The sequence below is a fragment of the uncultured Senegalimassilia sp. genome, assembly GCF_934630535.1.
Classification (GTDB): domain Bacteria; phylum Actinomycetota; class Coriobacteriia; order Coriobacteriales; family Eggerthellaceae; genus Senegalimassilia.
In genome coordinates, this window is the sequence record NZ_CAKTVU010000008.1 from 68,261 (window position 1) to 91,122 (window position 22,862).

The following is a 22,862-nucleotide window of genomic DNA, read 5'->3' on the forward strand; positions in this document are numbered from 1 at the left end:
CGTGCGGGATGGTATCGATCGCGAAGGGGAGGGCCGCCTATGCTGGAGACCGTCGATTTCTCTGAGAAAACGCTTCCGAAAGAAGAGTACAAGGCGCGCCGCGATGCTCTGACCGAGCGTCTTGTCGTGCTGCAGCAGCAGGCGCGCGTGGCCGGCGTGGGGCTTGTGGTGCTGTTCGAAGGCTGGAACGGCGCGGGCAAGGGCAGCCGCATCTCCGACCTTATGTACAACCTGGACGCCCGCGCCACCAGCGTGTACGTCACCGAGAACTTCAACGCCGTCGACGCGGCGTCGTTCCCGGGCGCCGAGCACGGCGTGGGCGGCTTCTACCCCATGATGCAGCAGTTCTGGAAGGCGCTCGGCGGTCGCGGCACCATCACCTTCTACGACCGCGGGTGGTACACCTCGGCCGTGCAGCGCATGCTCTACACCCAGTTCGGCGAGGTGAAGATCAAAAACGGCAAGGTGCTCCACCCCCGCGCCACCGTGGCGCGCGCCGTGCGCGAGGCCGCCGAGGAGCGCCACATCGACGCCCTGCGCGGCGCGCTTGCCAGCTCCGCCGACTTCGAGAAGCAGCTCACCGATGACGGTTACGTGGTGGTGAAGTTCTTCGTCCATGTAACGAAGGAGGCGCAGCGCAAGCGCCTGACGAACCTGCGCCGCGACCCGGCCACCGCCTGGCGCGTGTCCGACGGCAAGATGGCCACCATCGGCGAATACGAGGAGGCGTACCGCCTGTACGACAACCTGCTCGAGGGCAGCGACTTCTCCTACGCGCCGTGGCACCTGATCAACGGCGAGGACAAGCGCCGCGCCAACCTCAAGATCACCGAGACGCTGGTCGACGCGCTCGAGAAGGCGCTTCATGCGAAGAAGGACCCCGCCGCCCTTGCGGCGGCCGCGAAGGCGCAGGCCAACAGCGCCGGCGCGGCCGAGGAGGTCCCGCTGGAAGGCCGTTCGCCTGAGCAGCAGCGGGCGGTTGCCGAGCACGCCGCGGCGCAGGCGGCGGCGCAGGCCGCGCATGCCCCGCGCGCAAGCCGCTTCCGCATCGTCGACAGCGTTCCCAACCTTGACCAGGTCGATCACGGCCTGGTGCTCGACCAGCACGAATACAGGGACCGCTTGAAAAAGCAGCAGAAGCGCCTGAACAAGCTGGAAATGGAGATGTACCAGGCGCGCGTCCCGCTCATCCTCATGTTCGAGGGCTGGGACGCGGCGGGCAAGGGCGGCGCCATCAAGCGCGTGGCCCAGGCCCTTGATGCGCGCGCCTACACCATCTTCCCCAGCCCCGCGCCCACCAAGCCCGAGCTCGCCCATCCCCACCTGTGGCGTTACTGGACGCGCCTTCCCAAGGCGGGGCACGTGGGCATCTACGACCGCAGCTGGTACGGGCGCGTGCTGGTGGAGCGCGTGGAAGGCTTCGCCACCGACGCCCAGTGGGCGCGCGCCTACGACGAGATCAACGAGTTCGAGCAGGAGCTGGTGCGCTGGGGCGCCGTGCTGCTGAAGTTCTGGGTGGATGTCAGCCAGGAAGAGCAGCTGGCCCGCTTCCGCGCCCGTCAGGAAGACCCTGCCAAGCAGTGGAAGATCACCGACGAGGATTGGCGCAACCGCGACAAGTACCCGCAGTACAAAAGCGCGGTGGAGGACATGTTCCGCCTGACGTCCACGCCGTTCGCGCCGTGGATCGTGCTGGAATCCGACGACAAGCGCTTCGCCCGCGTCAAGGCGCTTGAAACCATCAACGATGCGCTTGAGGTGCGGTTGCACGCCGAGTGAAGGCGCGGTAGTATTGCTTGATAACCACAATGGGTGCAGGGCGTCAGCCGATTTAGGAGCCGGCTGACGCATATATAGATGAAAAGGGGTTACATCATGCCAAGTTGGACTATTCCGGTTATAGTGGCGGTTATCGTTATCGTGATTATCGGCTTCATCTTGAAGGGCTTTCTCGACGAGATGAAGAAGAAATAGGTCGAACGCGGAATGCCTAGCGGCAGTCCGAGGCGGGGGAGCGCGTCGTGCTTTGCGCACGGTGCGCTCCCTTGCGTTTTCGGCTTGGCTCGCCGCCCGGATGCTGGGCGGCTGCCTACGGGCGTGTGCGGAATCGGCGCATGCTGGGGCGCGCTTTGAGGGGAGGGCGTCGCGAATGCTCGCCGTGCGGCTTTCGCCGCCGCGCCGCCCGGGTGCTGGGCGGTTTTTCGAACATCCTGCGTTGATTTCCGGCATTTCGCCGGCGGCGTGTCCCCCGACCTGGGGATGTTTCGTAGTATGTACTAGGTAGATGAGGTTTCCGAGCTACTGCGGAGGCGTCCTTGCGTGCTTTGCGCGCTTCGACGCTTGGGAAGGCGTGATTTGTCCGAATACCAGCATAACCGCGCGCAAGCGCGCGGCGCGCACGCAGCCCCGCAGGGGCAGGGTCCCGTGCGGCCCGTTTCCGTTTCCCAAGGCAAGCGAAAGCCCAAACGCTCGGGCGGCGTGTGGCGCGTGGTGTTCATCGTCTCCCTTATCGTGTTCTTGTGCGCCGCGGGCGCGCTGGCCTTCATCGGCTACGGCTATTGGCACGGCCAGCAGAACAACAAGCAGCTCGAGCAGATCGGCTTCAACGCCCCCGATGCCTCCGAGCTTCAACGCACGGACCTTGCAAGCTTCACCGTCGATTGGGATGCCTTGCGGGCCATCAACCCCGACGTGGTGGGGTGGATCTACGTTCCCGGCACCACCGTCAACTTCCCTATAGTGCACGGCACCGACGACGAGCACTACCTGAAAACCGATTTCTACGGGCAGACCAGCTGGGTGTCGTTCGGCAGCATCTTCCTGTCCGCGGCCAACGCCGCCGACTTCTCCGATGCGAACAACATCGTCTACGGCCATCACATGAACGACGGCTCCATGTTCTCGCCCTTCGCCGATTTCGGCGATGCGGACACGTTCAACGGGCATCGCACCGTGTACGTGTTCACGCCCGCGGCGAACTACCAGCTCACCACCTTCTCCATCGTGCATTGCGCGGCCGACGACCCCCTTGCTCAAACGGCGTTCGCCAGCGAGGATGAGCGCCAGGCCTACGTGCAGGACAAGGTCGACCGCTCCGCCGTTGCGGTTGCGGGCCTTCCCTCCGCCGCCGATATGAAGCACACGTTCGCGTTCTCCACCTGCGATAACCTGGCCAGCAACGGCCGGTGGGTGCTGTTCGCGTACGAATCCGGTTCAACAGCAGCGGCAAGCGCCGTTGCCGACGATAGCAGCATCAACCCCGAGGACGTGGCCGCCGTCAGCGAAGCGGCAAAGGAGACTGCAGCATGAGCACCTCGATTCTGCCAGGAGAGCGCCCCGACCGCTTGGAGGAGGAGTGCGCCGTGTTCGGCGTGTTCGCCCCCGGCGAGGACGTCGCACGCATGACGTGCTTCGGCCTGCAGGCGCTGCAGCACCGTGGGCAGGAGTCGGCCGGCATCGCCGTGGGCGATGGCGAGACCATCATGGTGTCGAAGGACCTGGGCCTGGTCACCCAGGTGTTCGACGAATCGCGCCTGGCCGCGCTCGAAGGCTATGTGGCCGTGGGCCACGCGCGCTATTCCACCAGCGGCGCCGCGGCGTCGTGGGAGGCCGCGCAGCCGCACATCTCGGCCATCGACGAGATCCTCATCGCGCTGGCGCACAACGGCACGCTGGTCAACACCAACAGCCTGCGCGCCCGCATGATCGACGAGGGCATCCAGCTGCGCGCCGGCACCGACTCCGAGGTTGCCGCCAAGGCCATCGGCAGCGTCACGCAGAAGACGCACCATCTGCGCGAGGGCATCCGCTACGCCATGCAGTACATGGAGGGAGCCTATGCCATGGTGCTGGCCAGCCCCGACACTCTGTACGCTTTCCGCGACCCCAACGGCATCCGCCCGCTGTGCATCGGCAAGCTGCCCGATGATCGCGGCTGGGTGGTTTCCAGCGAAACCTGCGGCCTGGACATCGTGGGCGCCGAATACGTGCGCGACGTCGAGCCCGGCGAAATCGTGCGCTTCAACAAGGACGGCGTCACCTCCGAGCAGGGCGTCGAGCCGCGCAAGCGCGCCAGCTGCATCTTCGAGTACGTCTACTTCGCCCGTCCCGACAGCGTCATGGACGGCCAGTCGGTGTATCAGGCGCGCCGCAACATGGGCCGCATCCTGGCCCGCGAGGCGCCGGCCGAGGCCGACCTGGTGCTCGGCGTGCCCGACAGCGGCATCCCGTCGGCCATGGGCTTCGCCTTCGAAAGCGGCATCCCGTATTCGGACGGCATCGTGAAGAACCGCTACGTGGGCCGCACGTTCATCCAGCCCACGCAGGCCATGCGCCAGCTGGGTATCCGCCTGAAGCTCAACCCGCTGCCTTCCGTCATCCGCGGCAAGCGCCTGGTGGTCATCGATGACTCCATCGTGCGCGGCAACACGTCGAAGAAGCTCATCGAGATGCTGCGCGACGCCGGCGCCACCGAGGTGCACATGCGCATCGTCAGCCCCGAGGTCCTGTGGCCGTGCTTCTACGGCATCGACACCGACACGCGCGACCAGCTGATCGCTGCGAACATGACCAACGACGAGATGTGCAAGTGGATGGGCGCCGACTCGCTGGCGTTCATCAGCCTGCAGGGCCTGCGCGACAGCCTGCCCGACGTGCGCACGCCGGGCTACTGCGAGGCATGCTTCTCGGGCGAGTATCCCGTGGACATCCCCGCCTACACCGCACGCAACAGCTTCATGACCAAGGCCGACTTTGCCGCCGCCTACGAGAAGGAAGCGAAAGAAGCCGAGAGCACCCAGGTCAGCGTCTAACAAGTACGAACCCGCCGGACAGTTGGGGGACGTAGCACCAAGTGTCCGGGTTTGACGGTTCGCCGTCGCGTGAACAGGGGACGGAGGTGTGTTCGCGCTATCTGTCCACAGTTCGCGCGAATCCGGACAGATAGGGGTACGTCCCCGAAGTGTCCGGGTTTTAGCAGGTTAACGGTGCGGGAGCGCCGGCCGGTTTGCCGGTCGGGTTCCCGCCTATCAGATAAGGAGCATCCAGTGACGAAGCAGGAAGTTACGTACCAGGCAGCAGGCGTGGATACCGCCGAGGGCGCGCGCGCCGTCGACGCCATCAAGGAGACGGTGCACTCCACGTATCGCCCGGAGGTCGTCGGCGACATCGGCGGCTTCGGCGGCCTGTTCAGCATCGCGGCGGCCAAGGACATGGTCGAGCCGCTGCTGGTTTCCGGCACCGACGGCGTGGGCACGAAGCTCAAGGTGGCCCAGCTGGCCGGCAAGCACGGCACGGTGGGCATCGATCTGGTGGCCATGTGCGTCAACGACATCCTGGCGTGCGGTGCCGAGCCGTTGTTCTTCCTGGATTACATCGCCATCGGCAAGCTGCGCAAGGAGCACGTGGCCGAGGTTGTCGCCGGCATCGGCGAGGGCTGCCGTCAGGCGGGTTGCGCGCTCATCGGCGGCGAGATGGCCGAGCACCCGGGCGTCATGGACCCCGACGACTACGACCTGTCCGGCTTTACCGTGGGTGTGGTCGACAAGCCGAAGATGCTCGACCCCGAAAGCGTGTCCGAGGGCGACGTACTCATCGGCCTGGCATCCTCGGGCCTGCACTCCAACGGTTACTCCCTGGCCCGCAAGGTGTGCGTGGAGGGCAAAAGCCGCGAAGAGTTGCTGGCGCCGGTGGAGGCGCTGAATGGCCAGTCCGTTGCCGACGCGCTGCTCACGCCTACGCGCATCTACGTGAAGCAGGTGCTCGGCACGCTGAAGGCATGCCCGGGCGCCGTGCGTGCGCTGGCCCACATCACCGGCGGCGGCATCTCCGAGAACCTTAACCGCGCGCTGAACGATCGTGTTGACGCGCAGGTGGACCTGGGCACCTGGCCCGTGCCGGCCGTGGCGAAGTACGTGTGCGACGCCGCCGAGCTGTCCGAGCCGCAGGCGCTCAAGACGTTCAACATGGGCGTGGGCATGATCTTGATCGTTGACCCCGCGCGCGCCGAGGAAGTCGAGGCCGCTCTGGCCGAAGCCGGCGAGAAGACCTATCGCGTCGGCCGCATCATCTCCGGTACCGGCGAGGTGCAGTACACGGGCGAAGGCAACCTGTACGGGTACCAGGGGTAAACCCTGCATCGGCGTTATAGCTTGCATCACGGAAAGGACCGCTTCAGCGGTCCTTTTTCATGCGCGGAAGACCTTGCGCCTGAACGCTTTGCGAAGGGTGTATTGGTGAACGGGGGACGAGTGGACGAAGTCCAGGAGAAATAGAAAGGGCCGGCGGCAACCGACCCTAACTCGTTAATACTGGCTCCGCCCGTGACCCTTAACGCTACCGGGCTTCGCTGGTACATTCTCATCTTATCATGCTCGTTGTATTCGCGCGAGGGTGATCTGACGGCGTAAAGTTGATGGTGGTGGCTCCTGTTCGCTCTCGTGCCCGAGTTGCCACTAATGGGGGCATTTTGGTCGAACCGACACGACCCCTTTGGGGTTGAACAGGCCTCTGACCTGCGAAAATATCATGACAGCGGCACTTTTGCGCACGTGCACAAAAGCGGGCGTTCCCGTGTACCCCGGCGCGGTTTCTGCGCTACAATCCTCCCTGCTTGAACGCCTTCTGCTAAGTTCGAGCATTTCTGCATTGCGTCCGTCGGGCATATCTGGGGCTCGGCTTTCGACGCGTTTTCCCATCGTTTAGATCATCGTCGCGAAGAGGCGGCGGTGTCCTCTTGCGCCGTGCGCCGGGGGTGGGTTCGTCGTGCGCAGGTTGCGCACAGGAGGAAAGAGAAATGCTCGTTTCGCGGTTCATGCAACAACGTCTTGGAACATCGTCGGCTATTCGCCAGGCTTTTGAGAAAGCCGAACAGCTGAAGAAGGTACACGGTGCCGACAACATCTTCGATTTCAGCATCGGCAATCCTTCGGCTCCGTGCCCTGCGGGGGTGCGCGCTGCGCTGGAGGAGACCGCGCGCAAAACCGCGCCGGAGCTGCATGGCTATATGGACAGCTCCGGGTATGCCGATGTCCGTTCGACTATCGCCGCTTCGCTGGCGCGCAGGTTCGACACTCCTTACAAAGCTTCCGATATCGTTATGACCACTGGGGCCGCAAGCGCCATCAATGCGCTTATGCAGACGGTGCTCGACCCTGAGGACGAAGTGGTTGCGTTTTTGCCCTGCTACCCGGCGTATCGGGTGTTCGTTGAGAATTGGGGTGCCCGTCTGGTTGAGGTCCCGTTCGACGAAGAGACCATGCTGCCCGATCTTGCCGCCTTCGAGCGCGCGCTCACGCCGCGCACGAAGCTGGTCATCGTGAACACGCCGAACAATCCGAGCGGCGTGGTGTATCCGACCGCTGCGGCCGATGGCATCGCCGGCGCTCTGTTCCGCGCGCAGCGCGAGTTCGGCCATCCGATTCTGCTGCTTTCCGACGAGCCGTATCGCGACCTGGTGTACGACGGTGCGCAAAACCCCTGGTGGCCGACTATTTATCGCAACACCGCCGTGGTGTATTCGTTCAGCAAATCCGCTTCCATTGCCGGGGAGCGCATCGGCTATGCCGCATTGACGCCGGGGATGGCCGATCGCGACGCCCTTCTTGCCGGCATCCGCCGCTCGCTCGGCGACATCGGCTTCGTGAACGCGCCCGCCACGGCGCAGCGCATGGCGGCCGCCTGCGCGGATGACACCGTGGACATCGCCTACTACGACCGTAATCGCCGCATGCTGGCATCCGCGCTGGTGAACGCCGGATTCGACGTGGTGCCCGGCAATGGCGCGTTCTACCTGCTGATGGCGGCGCCCGACGGCGATGAGCGGCTGCTGCTCGAACGCCTGGCGGCCAAGCGCATCGTTGCCGTTGGCGGTTCGGATTTCGGCGCCCCGGGTTACGTGCGCCTGTCGTACTGTCTGCCGCCTGAGGCCGTTTCGCGCGCCCTTCCCTTGTTCGCCCAGGTGGCGAAGGAGTACCGCCTTTCCGCGCAGCCGGCCCTCGCGACGCTCGAGCCTGCGGCGGCACCCGTGCAACACGCTCCCTTCACCGTCCTGTTCGCTTCGTAACGCGCATGCGCACTCGCGCTGCGTCAGGAGACCTGCCTCATGAATGACATCACCGTGAACGACCTGTCGTTCCGCTACGCCGATTCCGACCAGCTGATCTTGCGGGACGTGAACATGCACGTGAACGAAGGCGACTTCGTGTGCCTGCTTGGCCAGTCCGGGTGCGGCAAATCGACGTTTTTGCGCCTGATGGCGGGCCTGGAAGCGCCCTCGTCGGGGTCGATTTGCGTTGACGGGCAGCCTATCGACGGCACCAGCCTTGAGCGCAGCGTGGTCTTCCAGGACTACGGCCTGTTCCCGTGGATGTCAGCTGGGGAGAACATTGTGCTGGCCCTTCGCCAGCGCTTCCCTGAGAAGTCGAAGGCCGAATGCCGCGACATCGCGCGCCGGGCGCTGCGTGAAGTGGGCCTGAAGGACGAGGTGTTCGGCAAATACCCCAAATCGCTGTCGGGCGGCATGAAGCAACGTTGCGCCATCGCCCGCAGCTTCTCCATGAACCCGCCGATCCTGCTGATGGACGAGCCGTTCGGGGCGCTTGACGCCGTGACGCGGGCGCGCCTGCAGGATATGGTGCTTGACCTGTGGTCGCACGAGGAGCGCAAGAAAACGGTGTTCTTCGTCACGCACGATGTGGAGGAGGCGCTGCTTTTGGCCACCCGCATCGTGGTGTTCGGGCAGTCGCCGAGCCAGGTGATCTTTCAGAAGGAGATTCCGCTTGAGCGCAAACCCTCCCGAAAAGAGATGTACGAAAGCCGTTTCATCATGGATTTGCGCAATGAGCTGGTCGGGTACATCAATCAGGACGTTTTGAGCCACGTTGAGGACTAGGGCCGGGCGGCCCTTCCGCATAGCAAGCTAGGACATTCGCCACAAGAAAGGATCGACCCATGATCGACAACGTTTCCCGCCGCAGCTTCATCGGCCTGGCCTCGGTGGCCGCCGCCAGCCTGGCGCTGGGCGGCTGCGCTTCCAACGCCTCCTCGGAGGGCGCTTCGACCGCCGACGCTTCCAAGGACGCGCCGACCGTGCGCCTGGGCACCACCAACGACGGCCACATCTTCAACGCCATCGCCGATGCGCAGGGCTACCTTGCCGAAGAGGGCGTCAACGTGGAGGTCAACGTGTTCTCCAGCTCCGACGACGCGTTCCAGGCCCTGTTCAGCGGCAAGGTTGACGTGCTGTCCAACAACGGCACGAACCTGCCGCTCACCCACATCGCGTCGGGTCAGGACCTGACCATCTACGCCGGCTACATGATCACCGGCTGCATGCCGATCATCGCGAAGGCGGGCACGCAGTGGAACGGCGTCGAGGACCTGCTTGGCAAGACCGTCGCTTGCTCGGGCAACGAGTTCGCCGTGTTCGGCCCGCTCTACGACGCCGGCCACACCATGGACGAGGTGACCACCATCGTGCTGTCCAACCACGCCGACCGCGTTGAGGCCGTGCGCTCCGGCAAGGCCGATTACGCCATCTGCGGCACGTCGCAAAACTACAACATCTCGCAGATGCCCGAGGTGGACGTCATGTGCTACTGCAGCGACATCACGTCCGACTACTCTTGCTGCCGCGTTGCCTCCCAGCAGAAGTTCCTGGACGCGAACACCGAGGCCGTGTCCGCCATGCTGCGCGCTTGGCTGCGCGCGCAGTGCTGGTACGAGCAGAACAAGGACGCCACCGCCGAGCTGGTGGTGAAGCAGACCGGTTCCAGCCTGGACTTCGTGCACGCCTACATGGACAACGAGCATTATCGCCTGAACCTGGACCCGTATCGCACCTCGGTTGAGCGCGCCTGGAACTGGATGGGCGAGATGGGCCTGTTCCCCGACACCGCAAAAGACGTGAATATCGACGAGCACATCGACACGCAGCTGTACAAGTCCGCGCTCGACGCATGCACGGAGAAGTACGCAAGCGAGAACCCCGAGTTCTACACGAAGATGAACAACATCTACGCCGATTACGACGCGTAGGGAAAAGTCCCGGACGGCGCGTGAACAGGGGACGGAGGTGTGTTCACGCGATGGCTTTTTGCGTCCCCGATCGGTTCCCGTGAACACACCTCCGTCCCCTGTTCACGTAGCATGAAGAGGCAAGGTTAAGGAAGCGGCATGAGCCACGTTGTTGCATTCGTTAAGAAGTACTGGATCACCGCGGTGCTGATCGCGGGCATGTGCGGCGGGTATTGGGGCATCACGCATGCGGGGATTCTGGACCCCGTGCTGTTCCCCACGCCCGAGCGCATTTGGAAGGCGTTCACCGAGTACGCCGACGTCATGCCGCTGAACTTCGCCTCGTCGATGAGCCTTTTGGTGCCCAGTTTGGTGCTGGGCACCGTCATCGCGCTGGCGTTCGGCGTGCTCATGGGCATGAACCGCCACGTGCGCGACACGCTGTATCCCATCGTGTACGCCATCAGCGTGGTGCCGGCCATCCTGCTGTCGCCGTTCGCGCTGCATCTGGCGCCGACGTTCACGGCGGCTTCCATGTTCCTGATCGTCTACAACACGGTGTGGGCCACGCTGTTCGCCACGGTCACCGGCATCATGACCATTGACAAGCGCTACCTGGACAACGCCGCAACCCTGTGCCTGACCGGCCCGAAGAAGCTGACGAAGGTGATTCTACCTGCGGCGATGCCCTCGATCCTGTCGGGGTTCGTCACGTCGCTGCGCAGCTCGTTTCTGGTGCTCGTGTTCGCCGAGATGTACAGCGCGCAGTACGGCATGGGCTACTTCGTGAAGAAAAACGCCGACTTCGGCCTGTACGACAACACGTGGGCGGGTTTCCTGTTCATGATCTTGGTGCTGGTGGTGGTCATGCAGATCTTCGAGAAGATCAAGAACCGCATGCTCGACTGGACCATGGATTAGCGGGGGATAGGAGTGGCGAACATGGCGAACATGGCGAACATGGCGAACGGGGAGTTCATCGACGCGGCGTACAAGACGGGCGCCGGGCGCTACCTGCAGGGTACGGCTGTGCTCGACCAGTTGGGTTGCGAGGTTTCGCGGCTGGGGAAGAAGGCGTTCGCGGTTGCCGGGCCGAACGGCTGGCGCGTGGCCGGCGAGCGCGCGGCGGCGTCGCTTGAGGCCGCGGGCGTGCCGTTTTGCGTTGAGGTTTGCGACTGCCCGACGTCGCACGAGGCGGCGCGGCGGCTTGCTGATGCGGTGCGCGCGGCGGGCTGCGACGTGGTGGTGGGCGTAGGCGGCGGGCGCGTGATGGACCTGGCGAAAGCCGTTGCCGCCACGGGCGGTTGGCCGGTGGCGCAGGTGCCCACGAGCATCGCCACGTGCGCCGCGTTCACACCGCTTTCCGTGATGTATCACGAAGATGGGTCGTTTTGCGGCACGTGGCGCTACGAGCGCGAGATCGACGCGGTGCTGGTAGACCTTGAGGTCATGGCCACGCAGCCGCCGCGCCTGATAGCCGCCGGCGTGTTGGACGCCATGGCGAAGGTCCCCGAGCTGGCGCACGGGGCCCAGGCGCTTGACGAGGCCGAGCAGGACGTGCAGCGCTGGTGCGCCTACCGGTATGCGCTGGTGAACAACGAGCAGCTTGAGCGGTATGCGGCGGCGGCCTGCGAGGAGGCGGCCGCGGGCAAGCCGGGCGCGGCGCTCGAGCGGGTGGTGTACCTGAACCTTGCGCTTACCGGCATCGTGAGCGCGCTGACGCGAGGGTTTCACCAAACGGCGCTGGCGCACAAGTTCTACGACGGCATGCGCACGCTGTACGCGCAACGCTCCGCCGGGTATCTGCATGGCGAGCTTGTGGCGATCGGCCTGATCATGCAGCTGGTGTTCAATGGCGACGGCGACGAGGCCGCGCGGGTGCAGCGGTTCATGCGCGCGCTGGGCATGCCGGGAACGCTGCCCGAGATCGGCATTGCGCGTGACGCCGCGGGCGTGGAAGCGCTCGCGCGCTACATCGACGACGGCGAGTTCGTGGGCCCGGGAGCCGCCGAGCAAGCGCGCTTCGCCCGCGCATTCGAGGCGCTGTTCCTGTAGCGTCGCGCCCCCTGTTCGCTTACTTCTTCTTTACCCGAATTCACTCAAAGGAGCATTCTCATGGCATTCGATTTGGAAAACGCTGGCTTTATGACGCGCGCTATCCATGCTGGTCAGGAACCCGATCCGGCGTTTGGCGCGCTGGCGACGCCCATTTACCAGACCTCCACGTTCTGCTTCGACAGCGTGGAGGACGGCATGGCGAAGTTCGACGGCACGACGCCGGGTTACGTGTACTCGCGCGGCGGCAACCCGACCGTGCGCACGCTCGAGCTGAAGATGGCCGCCATCGAGGGCGGCGAGGATTGCGTGGCCGCCGGCAGCGGCATGGGCGCGGTGAGCTCGGTGCTGCTGGGGCTTTTGCAGGCGGGCGATCACGTGATCGTGGGCGATTGCGTGTACGGCTGCACGAACGTGGTCATCCGCGACGTCATGCCCAAGTTCGGCATCGAGGTGACGCCGGTGGACACGTCCGACCTTGACGCGGTTGCGGCCGCCATCAGGCCGAATACGAAGATGGTGTACTTCGAGACGCCCACGAACCCGCTTATGAAGGTGACCGATATCGCCGGCGTGAAGCGCACGGTGGGAGAGGGTATCCGCGTGGTGGTGGACAACACGTTCGCGCCCGCGCCCGTGCAGCGCCCGCTGGCGTGCGGTGCCGACATCGTGCTGCATTCCGTGACGAAGTACCTCAACGGCCACGGCGACGTGATCGCCGGCGTCATCATCGGGCGCGCCGAGGACATCGCAGTGATCAAGAACATCGGCGTGACGAAGACCAGCGGCGCCATCTGCAGCCCGTTCGACGCGTTTTTGATCATTCGCGGCCTGCAGACGCTGGGCATGCGCGTGGAGCGCCACTGTGCCAACGCGCTGGCGGTGGCCCGATACCTGGAGGGCGTGCCGTGCGTGAAGCGCGTGCTGTACCCCGGGCTGGAAAGCTCGCCGTATCACGAGCTGGTGAAAACCCAGATGAACGGCCTGGGAACGGGAATCCTGTCCTTCGAGCTTGCCGACGACGTCAACGGCATGTCCAGCTTCGAGGCGGGCAAGAAGCTGCTTAACGCGCTGCAGCTGTCGCATATCGCCGTGAGCCTGGGCGACCCGGCAAGCCTTATCCAGCACCCGGCCAGCATGACGCACCACAACGTCTCGCCCGAGGTGCGCGCCGAGATGGGCATCACCGACGGCCTCATCCGCTTCTCCGCCGGCCTAGAGGACGCCGAAGACCTGATCGCCGACTTCGGGCAGGCGTTCGCGCAGCTATAGGTTAGGTTGGCGCCAAGCGGGATGCGAATAGGGGGGCGCGAGCGAGTGAACAGGGGGTGAACAGGGGGGGACGGAGGTGTGTTCACGTTTGCCCTTCGCGTTTCCGAGCGTCTTTCGTGAACGCACCTCCGTCCCCCTGTTCGCCCGGCAACCGTTCGCGTGAACGCACCTCCGTCCCCCTGTTCGCTCTTGCGCCTGAGAAGTGCCAGGCAGCTCAAAAGGGCGCTTTGCATTCTTTTTTGCGATGCCTGGGCGCTCATTCGAAACGCGGTATCTTTGAAAAGGCCCCTCACTATTTTTGTACTATAGGGGTATCTGACCTGCGGAAACGATGTGTTACCCCGATTTTTCCGCTTGCAAGGAAATCGGTGCCCAGGGGTGTTTTCGATTTGCGGCGTGCGCTACAATCTCAATCGTTGCGAAGGCGATCTGCTCGTCTTGAGCATCTCTGATTTCTCCCATTGGGCATGCGTTATGCCTTGATGCTCTATATGTTTCCCCATTGTTGTGGTTATCGTCGCGAATAGGCGGCGTTGTCCCCTGCGCCGTAAGCGTCGGGGTTGTCTCAGAGTGCGCGGATTGCGCTTAGGAGGGAAGAGAAATGCTCGTTTCACAGTTCACGAAAGAATGTCTTGGCGCAGCGTCGGCTGTTGCCGCTTCGCTGGAGTGTCGTTTCGGCACCTCCTATGCCGCTTCCGACATCGTCATGACGGCCGGGGCCGACAGCGCCATGAACGCGTTCATGGATGCGGTGCTTGAGCCCGAAGACGAAGTGGTTGCGTTTGCGCCCTGCGGCCAGATGTACCGTGCGCTCGTTGAGGATCGGGGCGCTCGCCTGGTCGAGGTTCCGCTTGACGAGGAAACGAGGATGCCCGATTTCGTCGCCCTGGAGTGCATGCTCACCTCGCGTACGAAGCTGGCAATTGTGAGTGCGCCGAGCGATCCGGACGCCACGGCGTATCCGGAAGCTGTCGCCGACGGCATCGCCGGCGCGCTGTTCCGCGCCCAGCGCGCGTTCGGCCGTACGATTCTGCTGCTTGCCGACGAGGCGCAGCGCGACATGGCCAACGACGGGGTGCAAAACCCGTGGTGGCCTGCTTTCTACCGCAACACCGCGGTGGTGCACTCGTCCGACGTGTCGGCTTCCGTCGCCGGGGAGCCTGCCAGCTATGTCGCGCTGACGCCGGAGATGGCCGGTCGCGGCGACGTTGTCGCCGGCGTCCGCCGCGCACTTCGCGAAGCCAACGCCGCGTACGAGCCTGCCATGGCGCCGCGCGTGACGGTTTTGCCCTCGGCAGCCGCATCGCCCGTCCCCTTCGCCGCTCGCTTCGCCTCGTAGCGCACGGGTTTTGTGCCAGGGGTGGGAAGCTCGTGAGAGTGCTAACCGTGGCTTCGAGAGCGTCAGGCTTGGTGCGAATAATGCCATGGTCGTCGCTCTCGATCCTTCCGTTCACTACTGGATAACATCTTTCATTTAAGTTTGCGTGCGTTAGCATTTTCAGGTTCAGTTAGCTTTTTCAGCATGCGTTAGCTTTGCCGGGTCCCCCGTTAGCATAGTTAGCAATCTTTAGTTCAAGTGGGTTAGCAAAGGGCTGCCAAGGGTGCTTGGCAGCCCTTTCTGTATCGAGTGTTGCTCGCTAACGGTTCCTAACAAGCGGAAAGACAGAAAGGACGGATTTCGCCTGGTTGCGGCACGGTATCATCGCGGGTGAACAGGAGACGGAGGTGTGTTCACGCATCGGGTGAGTACACCTCCGTCTCCTGTTCACCCGTGCGTACTCGGTGCAAAAAACTAGGGCGCATCCGACTTCGCGGACACGCCCTTACAAAACCAATTGGTTTTTCCAGTAGAGAACATCATGGCCGCTTAGGCGTTTGCGTGTCAATAAGTTGGAGCAGAAACGTGGCGCGTGAAACCCGACAGCAACCTTCTCGATTGCGGGCTTAGGGGCCCATATATGCTCCAGCAAAGAAGGGCGCGCCGGAACGCGAGAAGATGGTGAATGCGAACGGCTGATCGAAGACGACTCTCATGGGATTCGGCATGGGTTCCGGGATGCGGCCTATATCTGCAGCAAGGACGGTGTACGCTGCGCCCTCGGCCTCGTTTTGATCAAGGGTCAGCTTTGCGCTCTGGATGACTTCGCTGATCATGGCATCTGCATCAGTTATGTCGCCTAACTCAGCCCCCGATGTTCTTGCCTAGCCACGCCGACTCAGGGAATCGTCAGTGCTAAAATTGTGCACAGTTTTCATACCACCCTATACGCAAGGATGTGGTCACGTGGATGAAAGTCAATTGAGAAAAAAGGTGCTCGCCGGCAAGAAGACCGAGCGAGTGGTTTTCGCCGCGAGCGAAGAGATGAAAGCCTCCCTTGAAACAGTAGCCGAGGAAAAATGCATGAGCTTATCTGCCCTAATGACCTCGCTTGCAATGGAGGAGATTTTGGCGAACAAAGAGCTATTCGAGGAGGTGAAGCGCTAGTGTCCACAGGAAACAGAATCGAAGGCTGCATGATTACCCGAGAGCAATGGCTGCTTCGCGAGATGACGATTGTGGCCAAACTCAGAAGGGATGGCCTTAGCGAAGATGGTGTCATTGCCAAGGCAAAGTCGGAAAACATCTTTCAATATCGGACGGAGCGCTCTCTCGCAAGTATCGCGCGCACGTGCAATAAACGCATTGCTGAGACGGATAGCGACGAGATAATCCGTATCGTTGCCGAGGGGCTACCCGACGCTGCTGCCCAGGCGAACCTTTACATGATGATGTGCACATATGACATCGTGCGCGATTTCATGTTGAACGAAATCGCGCCACGTTATGCGGAGCTCAACTACTCCTTTGACCGAGCTGACATGAACAGCTATTTCACGAAGCTTGAGGAGCAATACGACAACATTGCGGCGTCGCCTGAAAGCACTATCGCGAAGTTGAAACAGGTGCTCAAAAAGTGCCTTGTGGAGGTTGGCATGCTTGAAAGCGCTCGCAGTGAAAACCTTATACCGATATACATTGATTCCGAAGTGCGGGCTGCCATCGAAGCCAAGGGCGATCATGCGGCTCTACCCGCGTTCAATTGCAGGGAGGCGTGCTAATGGCGACGCCCATGCAGAAAGAGGATTTCGAGCGTAGATGCAGGTCGCTCGTTGCGAAGCTCAACGACGCCGATTTCCTGGCAAACAAGGGGCTAGGCAACGAGGCTGGCATTTTCACGTTTTGCTATGATCCTACGCTCGAGCTTGCTGCGAGAGATTTCTTTCGCAGAATCGTGGATGATTCGCTTAACGGGAAATACGGTTCTGGCGGCGTGAGGGCGAACGTGGTCGAGCGCAATCTTTACGATGTGTTGCTCTCTATTGCCGAATCGAAGAGGGTACTCGATAGGCTTCCTGGTCAAGAGGAAAAGCGTGGAAGCGAAGGCCTGCTCAAGCAGGTGCAACGCATTGCTTCGCCAGAAGCCTACGTAGAGGCTATCGATTGGAGTCCTCATGTCCCGGGGGACGTGCTGCTCATTACGGGCGTCGGTGAAGCCTTCCCGTTCGTGAGGGTCCACAACGTGCTCAACAACATGCAAAGCGCGTTCCGGGATGTGCCGGTTGTTGTAGCCTACCCAGGGACATTCGACGGAGGATCCCTCAGCCTATACGGAAAGCTCAAAGACGGAAACTACTACCGCGCCTTCGACCTGATTTAGGAGATACGCCATGCAGATTCAGCAGATGTTCAAGCGAGATATCAATAGATACATCAACGGCGTCATCAGCGTCGGCGAGAAGAACACCATTAAACAGGAGCTTGAGGAATACATTGTGACGCGCGAACTGCAGCGTCACTTCGCCGATTTCTTTCAAGCTTACGAGCGCGGCCTTGATAGCCCTGAGCGAAATCCTGGCGTATGGATTCAAGGCTATTTTGGAAGTGGTAAATCGCACTTCCTGAAGATGCTCAGCTACCTCCTCGAGAACAAGGAAGTCGAAGGCAGGCGTGCCGTCGAGTACTTCGACGGCAAGTTCGACGACCCTATGACCTATGCGAGTATCGTACGGGCTTCAGACGCTTGCACTGAGACCATCTTGTTCAACATCGACGACAAGGGCGGTTGCTATAAAGAAGGCGAAACCTCGGAGACTGCGGTGCTTCGGTCGATTGCTCGCGTGTTCTACGAGCACCTCGGTTTCTACGGTATGGATTACAAACTTGCCCGCTTTGAGAAGCTCATTGACGACCGCGGTAAGACAAACGAATTTCGTTCCGCGTATGAGGATATCACGGGCACGCTATGGGTCGATGACCGCGAGAGCTACGACATGTTCGGCGAAGAGGTCGCAGAGGCCGCCAACAAGGCATGCGGCATGTCCGTCAAATCAGTGACCGACTGGGCGGACAGCTCAGACGCCGCGCTCGTTGACTTCGGTAAACTTGTCGATGACATCAATGAGTACGCTCAGAAGCGGGAGGCGGAGTGCGGTAAGCGTTTCCGCTTGGTGTTCATGATTGATGAGATGGGCCAGTACCTCAACGGTGATACGAGCCGTATGCTCAACCTTCAAACCTTCATGGAGAAGTTCTGCGACAACTGCGGCGGCCGCGTTTGGATGGTGGTTACCAGCCAAGAGGCCATCGATGAGCTTATGGATGTCGTGTCCATGGACTTCTCGAAGATTCAGGGTCGTTTTGCAACCAGGTTGTCGCTCTCCTCGTCGAGCGTAGATGAGGTTATCAAGAAGCGCGTGCTCGACAAGAACCAAGCAGCGTCAGATTTGCTGAAAGGCGAATATGCTGCCAAAGATGTGGTACTGAAGAACCTGTTCTCGTTTGAGGATTCGCGCAGCGATCTCAAGGGTTTTCCCGGTGAAGAGGACTTCATTGACTGCTTTCCATTTGTCGATTACCAGTTCAAGCTTATGCCTGGCGTACTGAAGGAAATCCGTCGTCATGGCTACCAGGGTAAGAGCCTTTCCACCGGCGAGCGAAGCATGCTGTCGAGTTATCAGGAAGCTGCGCAGGCAGTCGAGGGCGGTGATGAAAGCTGCCTGGTTCCTTTCTGGCGCTTCTTCGATACGCTAGAGAAGGAGCTCGACCACGGTATCAAGCAGGTGTTCGTACGCTGTCGCGACGCCGCTGAGAAGGACTACACCATACAGGACCAGGACATTAACGTGCTGAAGGTGCTGTACCTGATCAATTACATCAACGATGTCAAGCCGTGTATTGGAAACATCGCTATCCTCATGGCGGACCGCATTGATGCCGACATGAAGGCGAAGAAGGAGGCGGTGAAGGAAAGCCTCGACCGTCTTGTGCGAGAAAATTACGTGGCGCGAACAGGCGACCGCTATGCGTTTCTGACCGACACCGAACAGGAAGTAGCTCGTGAGATCAGAGATGAGAAGATCGACCCTGCTAGCGTTATCGACGAGGTTCAGAAGATCATCTTCAGCAAGATTTTTACCGACAAACGATTCCGCAAGGGCGCGAACGACTTTCCGATTGATCGGTACATCGATGACACCGTTGTAGGCCAATCCCAGCAGGGCATGAGGCTCAATGTTATCACGTTGGCAAACAATGCTGTCGCCGAGGCGTCGGATGGCGAGTTGGATTTGAAGTCGACCGAACAGGCCCTTTTGGTGCTCGACACGGAAAGCGACTATTACGACATTCTGTACAACGCGGCGAAAATCAAGAAATACGCCCAGACAAAAGTTAGCAGTGACGATTCCCAGGCTAAGAAGAACATTATCCAGCGTAAGCAGGAGGAGGCTGTTCAAAACCGCAAGGAGGCTGAGGGGCTCATCGAAGATGCCATCGTGCATGCTCGCGTTTCGGTTGCGGGGCAATCGTTGCAGATTTCAGCGGCGACGGCAAAGCAGAAGATCGAGGGTGTGCTCGATAAGCTAGCTAGCGCGATCTTCACGAAGGCGACTTTTATTAATATGCCCATCGACAACGATGGCCAGCTGCGTGATGTTCTGGCGGGGCGTAATCAGCAGATGGGTTCCGATGGTGAGTTCGGCGGCAACGCCGAGGCTGCGGAGGCGATGCTTTCTTACTTAAGGGCGCGTGGTCAGCTACATCAGGCAACCACGGTGGGTGACTTGCAGCGCAACTTTCAAGGCAAGCCGTATGGCTGGCGCGAGATAGACGTTGCTTCGGTTGCTGCGAAATTGATCAACCAGCAGCAAGCCACGGTTTCTTATGGAGGGGCGCGCGTTGCGGCGAGCGACCCGAAAATGCCGTCGTACTTGCGGAAACAATCTGAGATCGACAGGGCGACCATAGCAATAAGGAAGAGCATACCGGTCGCGCTCGTTTCGAAGGCCAAAGAGGTCCTTCGGGAACTCGATAGTGCCGCCAACCCGCCCGCAGACGAGGACGGGCTCGTTCAAGCGGTCAAGGACTGCCTAGATGATCGCGTTAGTACTCTTCGGGGGATGCTGAACGATAAATATCGAGGGGTGAAGGCCTATCCCGGTCGAGCGACGATCGAAGAAGGTATCCATCTCGCCAGCTCCGTTCTCAGCCAAAAAGCCGATCCCGAAGCCTTGCTGGGCGAGCTTCGAAAAATGAGCGAAGACATTCTGGACAATGAGGAAGACCTTGTCGAGGTGAGGCGTTTCTTCGAGACGAACCAGAAAGAGCTGTTCGATAAGGCACTCAAGACGCTGGACACCATGAGGAACGAGTCGGCATATGTCGAGGGAGACTCCGATGTCCAATCGGCGCTTGCCGGCATACGCGCAATCGTCGACGCTGAAAAGCCCTATGGCAAAATCAAAGATCTCAGCGGGCTGGCGGAGAAGGCGATGAAGTCATATTCGAGACTCTGCGCCGCAAAACGTGAGGATATGCTTGGCAGGCTCGATTCGGCCTATGCCGAGATTGAGAACTACGCCAAGTCCGAGGGGGCTCCAGCTGCGGCCGCCTGCGCGGCGATTGTGACCGGCGCAGGGGAATCTTGCGTTCAAAAGCGTGAGCGCATCCACGATGCGGAAACGTGTTCGCGCCTCGATGCGATCGGGGCCCAGATCGATGCATGGCGCAACTCGCAGTTAACGAAGATCGACGTGGCGGTGAGGGACGCGAAGGCTCCGAAGTCAGAACTGGGAAGCGGTTCCGTTGCTCCTTCGGTGCCGCCGAAACCTGCATCCAGACCTAAAGTGGTTCAGCGCAGCTCGGTGCTTCCCGCCAAGACGCTTCACAATGAAGAGGAAATCGACGAATACCTGGCGCAGCTTAAGGCTCGTTTGCTCAAAGAGCTCGAAGGCTCCGACAGCATCCGTTTGGGATAAGGAGGCAAGTTATGGCAACCCTGATAGCCGATAAATACCTCGCATGGGAAAAGGAGTGCGAGGAGCGCTTCAATAAACTAAAAGCCAACGAGGAAGAGCTCAATCGCATCTTTGCCGAAATCTACGACATGGTGGGCGAAGTCCCCATCGAGGTTGAGGACAAATACGTGTCGGTGCGTAAGGCCGACCTGCAGCGCGAGATAAAAAGCCTGCTCAGCTACGCGGTTGGCTGCATGATGGGCCGCTACTCGCTCGACGAGGATGGCTTGATTCTTGCGGATCAGGGCGCCACTGAGGCTGACTACCTTGCACGCATCCCTGACCCTACGTATCCCTGCGACGACGACGGAATCATCCCTGTGACGGATGACGACTATTTCGGCGATGACGACATCGTTGCCCACACGGTCGAGTTCGTCAAAGCTGCCTATGGTGAGGAGACTCTGGAGCAGAATCTGCGTTACATTGCCGATGCGCTCGGCGGCGAAGGAAAACCTGCTCGCGATGTCATCCGCTCATACTTCCTGAAAGACTTCTTCAAGGATCACTGTCAGATTTACAAGAAGCGCCCTATCTACTGGATGTTCGACTCGGGCAAGAAGAATGGCTTCAAGTGCCTGATTTACATGCACCGCTACACACCCGAGATGATTGCGCGAATCAGAACCGAGTACATACATCCGCAGCAGCAGCGATATCGCTCGCAGATCGAGTTCTGCGAAAGCCAGCTCGAATCCGCCTCGGGCAGTCAGCGGATGGCTTTGCAAAAACGCGTAAAGAAGCTTCAGGACCAACTCAAAGAGGCCTCGGACTACGAGCAGGAGGTCGCGCACTACGCAGAGCAGATGATCGTCATCGACCTCGACGACGGTGTGAAGGTCAATTATGCGAAGTTTGGCGATTTGCTCGCCAAGATCAAATAGGAGCCAACGATGAACGATACCGCAATCAAGAACTTTGCGATCTGGGCGCGCCGCGAGCTTATCTCCGACGTGCAGAAGCGCTGTATGAAGTACGGCATCCTGGAGAAGGGCAGTTTGCCCGCCACCGTCGATTCCATTGATGGTCGCGTGCTCACGTCTATCGAGCGACAGCAGCGCGCTGACTTGTTGCGCATTGCCGCTGATGGAGGTTATCGCGAGCTTGTGGAACGTGCGGCATACACCTGGTTTAACCGGCTTCTGGCCATTCGCTTTATGGAGGTTAACGACAGGCTTCCCAGTCATGTTCGCGTGCTGTCTGGTGCTGACGGTGCGCTTCGTCCCCAAGCGCTTGCCGAGGCTATGGACTTGCCCCTTGAAGCGCTCGATTCGACTCAGGTTGCCGAGCTGATTCAGCGCGGCGATGACGAGGCGCTTTTCAGGGAGATTTTCTTGGCGCAGTGCGATGAGCTTGCTACTTGCATGCCTGCTGTCTTTGAAAAGATTGGCGGGTCTATGGAGCTTCTTCTGCCCGATAGCCTCCTGCGCGAAGACGGCGTCGTGGAGAAGCTCGTGACTTCCATTCCCGAGGAGGACTGGCGCGAGGGCGTCGAAATCGTAGGGTGGATGTACCAGTACTACGTTAGCGAGCGCAAAGACGAAGTGTTTGCTAGCTTCAAGAAGGGTAAGAAAGCCGAGCGGGAATCTATTGCGCCAGCAACCCAGCTATTTACGCCCAACTGGATCGTGCGCTACCTTACCGAGAACTCGCTCGGGCGCTTATGGATGCTCAACAAGCCCAACTCTTCGCTGCCTGATGATATGCCGCACTTCGTCAAGCCCGACGAGGATGCCGAGACCGAGTTTAAGAAAATATCAAGTCCCGAGGAGATCACGGTGGTCGACCCTGCTTGCGGTTCGGGCCATATCCTTGTATACGCGTTCGAGCTGTTGTCGAAGATGTACATCGAAGAAGGCTATACCGGCCGCGATGCTGCAAGGCTGATTCTCGAGAAGAACCTTTCGGGTATGGAAATCGACCCTCGCGCCGGTGCTATGGCATCGTTCGCGTTAACGATGAAAGCATGTGAACTTGACTCGCGCTTTTTGCGCCGTGGCGTGAGCCCACGTATAACCGTGCTTAGCCGCGTTGAATTTGAGCCCGAGGAGCTGCAGTACGTCGAAAATCTGCGCAATCGCCCTGAGCTGATGGATGCGGCAGCTCATTTGGACGAATGCGGTAGCTTGCTCACCGTGAGCTCCGAAGACTTGGAAGCCATCGCAAGGGACCTCGCGTCCCTTGCA

At 60.9% G+C, this 22,862-nt stretch carries 17 protein-coding genes and 1 pseudogene; 17 read left to right on the forward strand and 1 reads right to left on the reverse strand.

The window, feature by feature from the left end; genetic code table 11:
- Positions 1 to 39 precede the first annotated feature (39 nt).
- From Q0D52_RS06150 to Q0D52_RS06200, 11 genes are all read left to right on the forward strand, one after another.
- A complete protein-coding gene (locus Q0D52_RS06150; protein WP_294380973.1) occupies positions 40 to 1,779 on the forward strand; it encodes a hypothetical protein in 1,740 nt (579 codons plus the stop codon).
- A 576-nt stretch (positions 1,780 to 2,355) separates the two neighbouring features.
- Entirely contained in the window at positions 2,356 to 3,309 is a 954-nt protein-coding gene (gene srtB, locus Q0D52_RS06155; RefSeq protein WP_294380974.1) for a class B sortase, read from the forward strand.
- The gene (purF, locus tag Q0D52_RS06160; RefSeq protein ID WP_294380977.1) at positions 3,306 to 4,811 is read left to right on the forward strand and encodes an amidophosphoribosyltransferase; all 1,506 of its coding nucleotides are present in this window, start codon (positions 3,306 to 3,308) and stop codon (positions 4,809 to 4,811) included. The genes srtB and purF overlap by 4 nt, the downstream gene beginning before the upstream one ends.
- Positions 4,812 to 5,045: 234 nt before the next feature.
- Complete coding sequence (gene purM, locus Q0D52_RS06165) at positions 5,046 to 6,128, forward strand: phosphoribosylformylglycinamidine cyclo-ligase (protein WP_294380979.1); 1,083 nt, start codon at positions 5,046 to 5,048, stop codon at positions 6,126 to 6,128.
- Positions 6,129 to 6,793: 665 nt separating this feature from the next.
- Entirely contained in the window at positions 6,794 to 8,062 is a 1,269-nt protein-coding gene (locus tag Q0D52_RS06170; protein ID WP_294380983.1) for a pyridoxal phosphate-dependent aminotransferase, read from the forward strand.
- 39 nt (positions 8,063 to 8,101) lie between these two features.
- Positions 8,102 to 8,890 carry an ABC transporter ATP-binding protein gene (locus tag Q0D52_RS06175; protein WP_294380985.1) on the forward strand — a complete coding sequence of 263 codons (789 nt, stop codon included), beginning with the start codon at positions 8,102 to 8,104 and terminating at the stop codon, positions 8,888 to 8,890.
- A 59-nt stretch (positions 8,891 to 8,949) separates the two neighbouring features.
- Positions 8,950 to 10,035 (forward strand): ABC transporter substrate-binding protein, encoded by a 1,086-nt coding sequence (locus tag Q0D52_RS06180; RefSeq protein WP_294380988.1) that lies wholly within the window; start codon positions 8,950 to 8,952, stop codon positions 10,033 to 10,035.
- A gap of 138 nt (positions 10,036 to 10,173) precedes the next feature.
- Entirely contained in the window at positions 10,174 to 10,935 is a 762-nt protein-coding gene (locus tag Q0D52_RS06185) for an ABC transporter permease (RefSeq protein WP_294380990.1), read from the forward strand.
- Positions 10,936 to 10,956: 21 nt separating this feature from the next.
- Entirely contained in the window at positions 10,957 to 12,069 is a 1,113-nt protein-coding gene (locus Q0D52_RS06190) for an iron-containing alcohol dehydrogenase (RefSeq protein ID WP_294380992.1), read from the forward strand.
- Positions 12,070 to 12,129: 60 nt separating this feature from the next.
- Complete coding sequence (locus Q0D52_RS06195) at positions 12,130 to 13,341, forward strand: PLP-dependent aspartate aminotransferase family protein (protein WP_294380993.1); 1,212 nt, start codon at positions 12,130 to 12,132, stop codon at positions 13,339 to 13,341.
- Between the two features lie 601 nt (positions 13,342 to 13,942).
- Positions 13,943 to 14,680, forward strand: coding sequence for an aminotransferase class I/II-fold pyridoxal phosphate-dependent enzyme (locus Q0D52_RS06200; protein WP_294380996.1), 738 nt, complete (start codon positions 13,943 to 13,945; stop codon positions 14,678 to 14,680).
- Positions 14,681 to 15,285: 605 nt separating this feature from the next.
- On the opposite strand, the pseudogene Q0D52_RS06205 reads toward Q0D52_RS06200, so the two are convergent.
- Positions 15,286 to 15,519 (reverse strand): annotated as a pseudogene (locus tag Q0D52_RS06205) (serpin family protein); the annotation flags it as partial.
- 106 nt (positions 15,520 to 15,625) lie between these two features.
- On the opposite strand from Q0D52_RS06205, the gene Q0D52_RS06210 reads away from it, so the two are divergent.
- The 6 genes from Q0D52_RS06210 to Q0D52_RS06235 form a co-directional block, all read left to right on the forward strand.
- Positions 15,626 to 15,826, forward strand: coding sequence for a hypothetical protein (locus tag Q0D52_RS06210; RefSeq protein ID WP_294380998.1), 201 nt, complete (start codon positions 15,626 to 15,628; stop codon positions 15,824 to 15,826).
- Between the two features lie 29 nt (positions 15,827 to 15,855).
- Positions 15,856 to 16,440, forward strand: a complete 585-nt coding sequence (locus tag Q0D52_RS06215; RefSeq protein WP_294381000.1) for a DUF1819 family protein — start codon at positions 15,856 to 15,858, stop codon at positions 16,438 to 16,440.
- Positions 16,441 to 16,451: 11 nt separating this feature from the next.
- Positions 16,452 to 17,039 (forward strand): DUF1788 domain-containing protein, encoded by a 588-nt coding sequence (locus Q0D52_RS06220; protein ID WP_294381002.1) that lies wholly within the window; start codon positions 16,452 to 16,454, stop codon positions 17,037 to 17,039.
- Between the two features lie 10 nt (positions 17,040 to 17,049).
- A complete protein-coding gene (gene brxC, locus Q0D52_RS06225) occupies positions 17,050 to 20,637 on the forward strand; it encodes a BREX system P-loop protein BrxC (RefSeq protein ID WP_294381004.1) in 3,588 nt (1,195 codons plus the stop codon).
- A gap of 11 nt (positions 20,638 to 20,648) precedes the next feature.
- On the forward strand, positions 20,649 to 21,560 hold the full coding sequence (locus Q0D52_RS06230; protein ID WP_294381007.1) for a hypothetical protein: 912 nt from the start codon (positions 20,649 to 20,651) through the stop codon (positions 21,558 to 21,560).
- Between the two features lie 9 nt (positions 21,561 to 21,569).
- Positions 21,570 to 22,862 (forward strand): DNA methyltransferase (locus Q0D52_RS06235; protein ID WP_294381008.1); only part of this gene is annotated, 1,293 nt, incomplete at its 3' end.

Coding starts and splice junctions, on each gene's coding strand:
- Q0D52_RS06215 (WP_294381000.1), top strand. CDS start 15,856: ATGATTACCCGAGAGCAATGGCTGCTTCGCGAGATGACGATTGTGGCC.
- Q0D52_RS06230 (WP_294381007.1), top strand. CDS start 20,649: ATGGCAACCCTGATAGCCGATAAATACCTCGCATGGGAAAAGGAGTGC.
- Q0D52_RS06220 (WP_294381002.1), top strand. CDS start 16,452: ATGCAGAAAGAGGATTTCGAGCGTAGATGCAGGTCGCTCGTTGCGAAG.
- purF (WP_294380977.1), top strand. CDS start 3,306: ATGAGCACCTCGATTCTGCCAGGAGAGCGCCCCGACCGCTTGGAGGAG.
- Q0D52_RS06170 (WP_294380983.1), top strand. CDS start 6,794: ATGCTCGTTTCGCGGTTCATGCAACAACGTCTTGGAACATCGTCGGCT.
- Q0D52_RS06195 (WP_294380993.1), top strand. CDS start 12,130: ATGGCATTCGATTTGGAAAACGCTGGCTTTATGACGCGCGCTATCCAT.
- Q0D52_RS06185 (WP_294380990.1), top strand. CDS start 10,174: ATGAGCCACGTTGTTGCATTCGTTAAGAAGTACTGGATCACCGCGGTG.
- Q0D52_RS06150 (WP_294380973.1), top strand. CDS start 40: ATGCTGGAGACCGTCGATTTCTCTGAGAAAACGCTTCCGAAAGAAGAG.
- Q0D52_RS06190 (WP_294380992.1), top strand. CDS start 10,957: ATGGCGAACATGGCGAACATGGCGAACGGGGAGTTCATCGACGCGGCG.
- Q0D52_RS06180 (WP_294380988.1), top strand. CDS start 8,950: ATGATCGACAACGTTTCCCGCCGCAGCTTCATCGGCCTGGCCTCGGTG.
- Q0D52_RS06200 (WP_294380996.1), top strand. CDS start 13,943: ATGCTCGTTTCACAGTTCACGAAAGAATGTCTTGGCGCAGCGTCGGCT.
- Q0D52_RS06175 (WP_294380985.1), top strand. CDS start 8,102: ATGAATGACATCACCGTGAACGACCTGTCGTTCCGCTACGCCGATTCC.
- brxC (WP_294381004.1), top strand. CDS start 17,050: ATGCAGATTCAGCAGATGTTCAAGCGAGATATCAATAGATACATCAAC.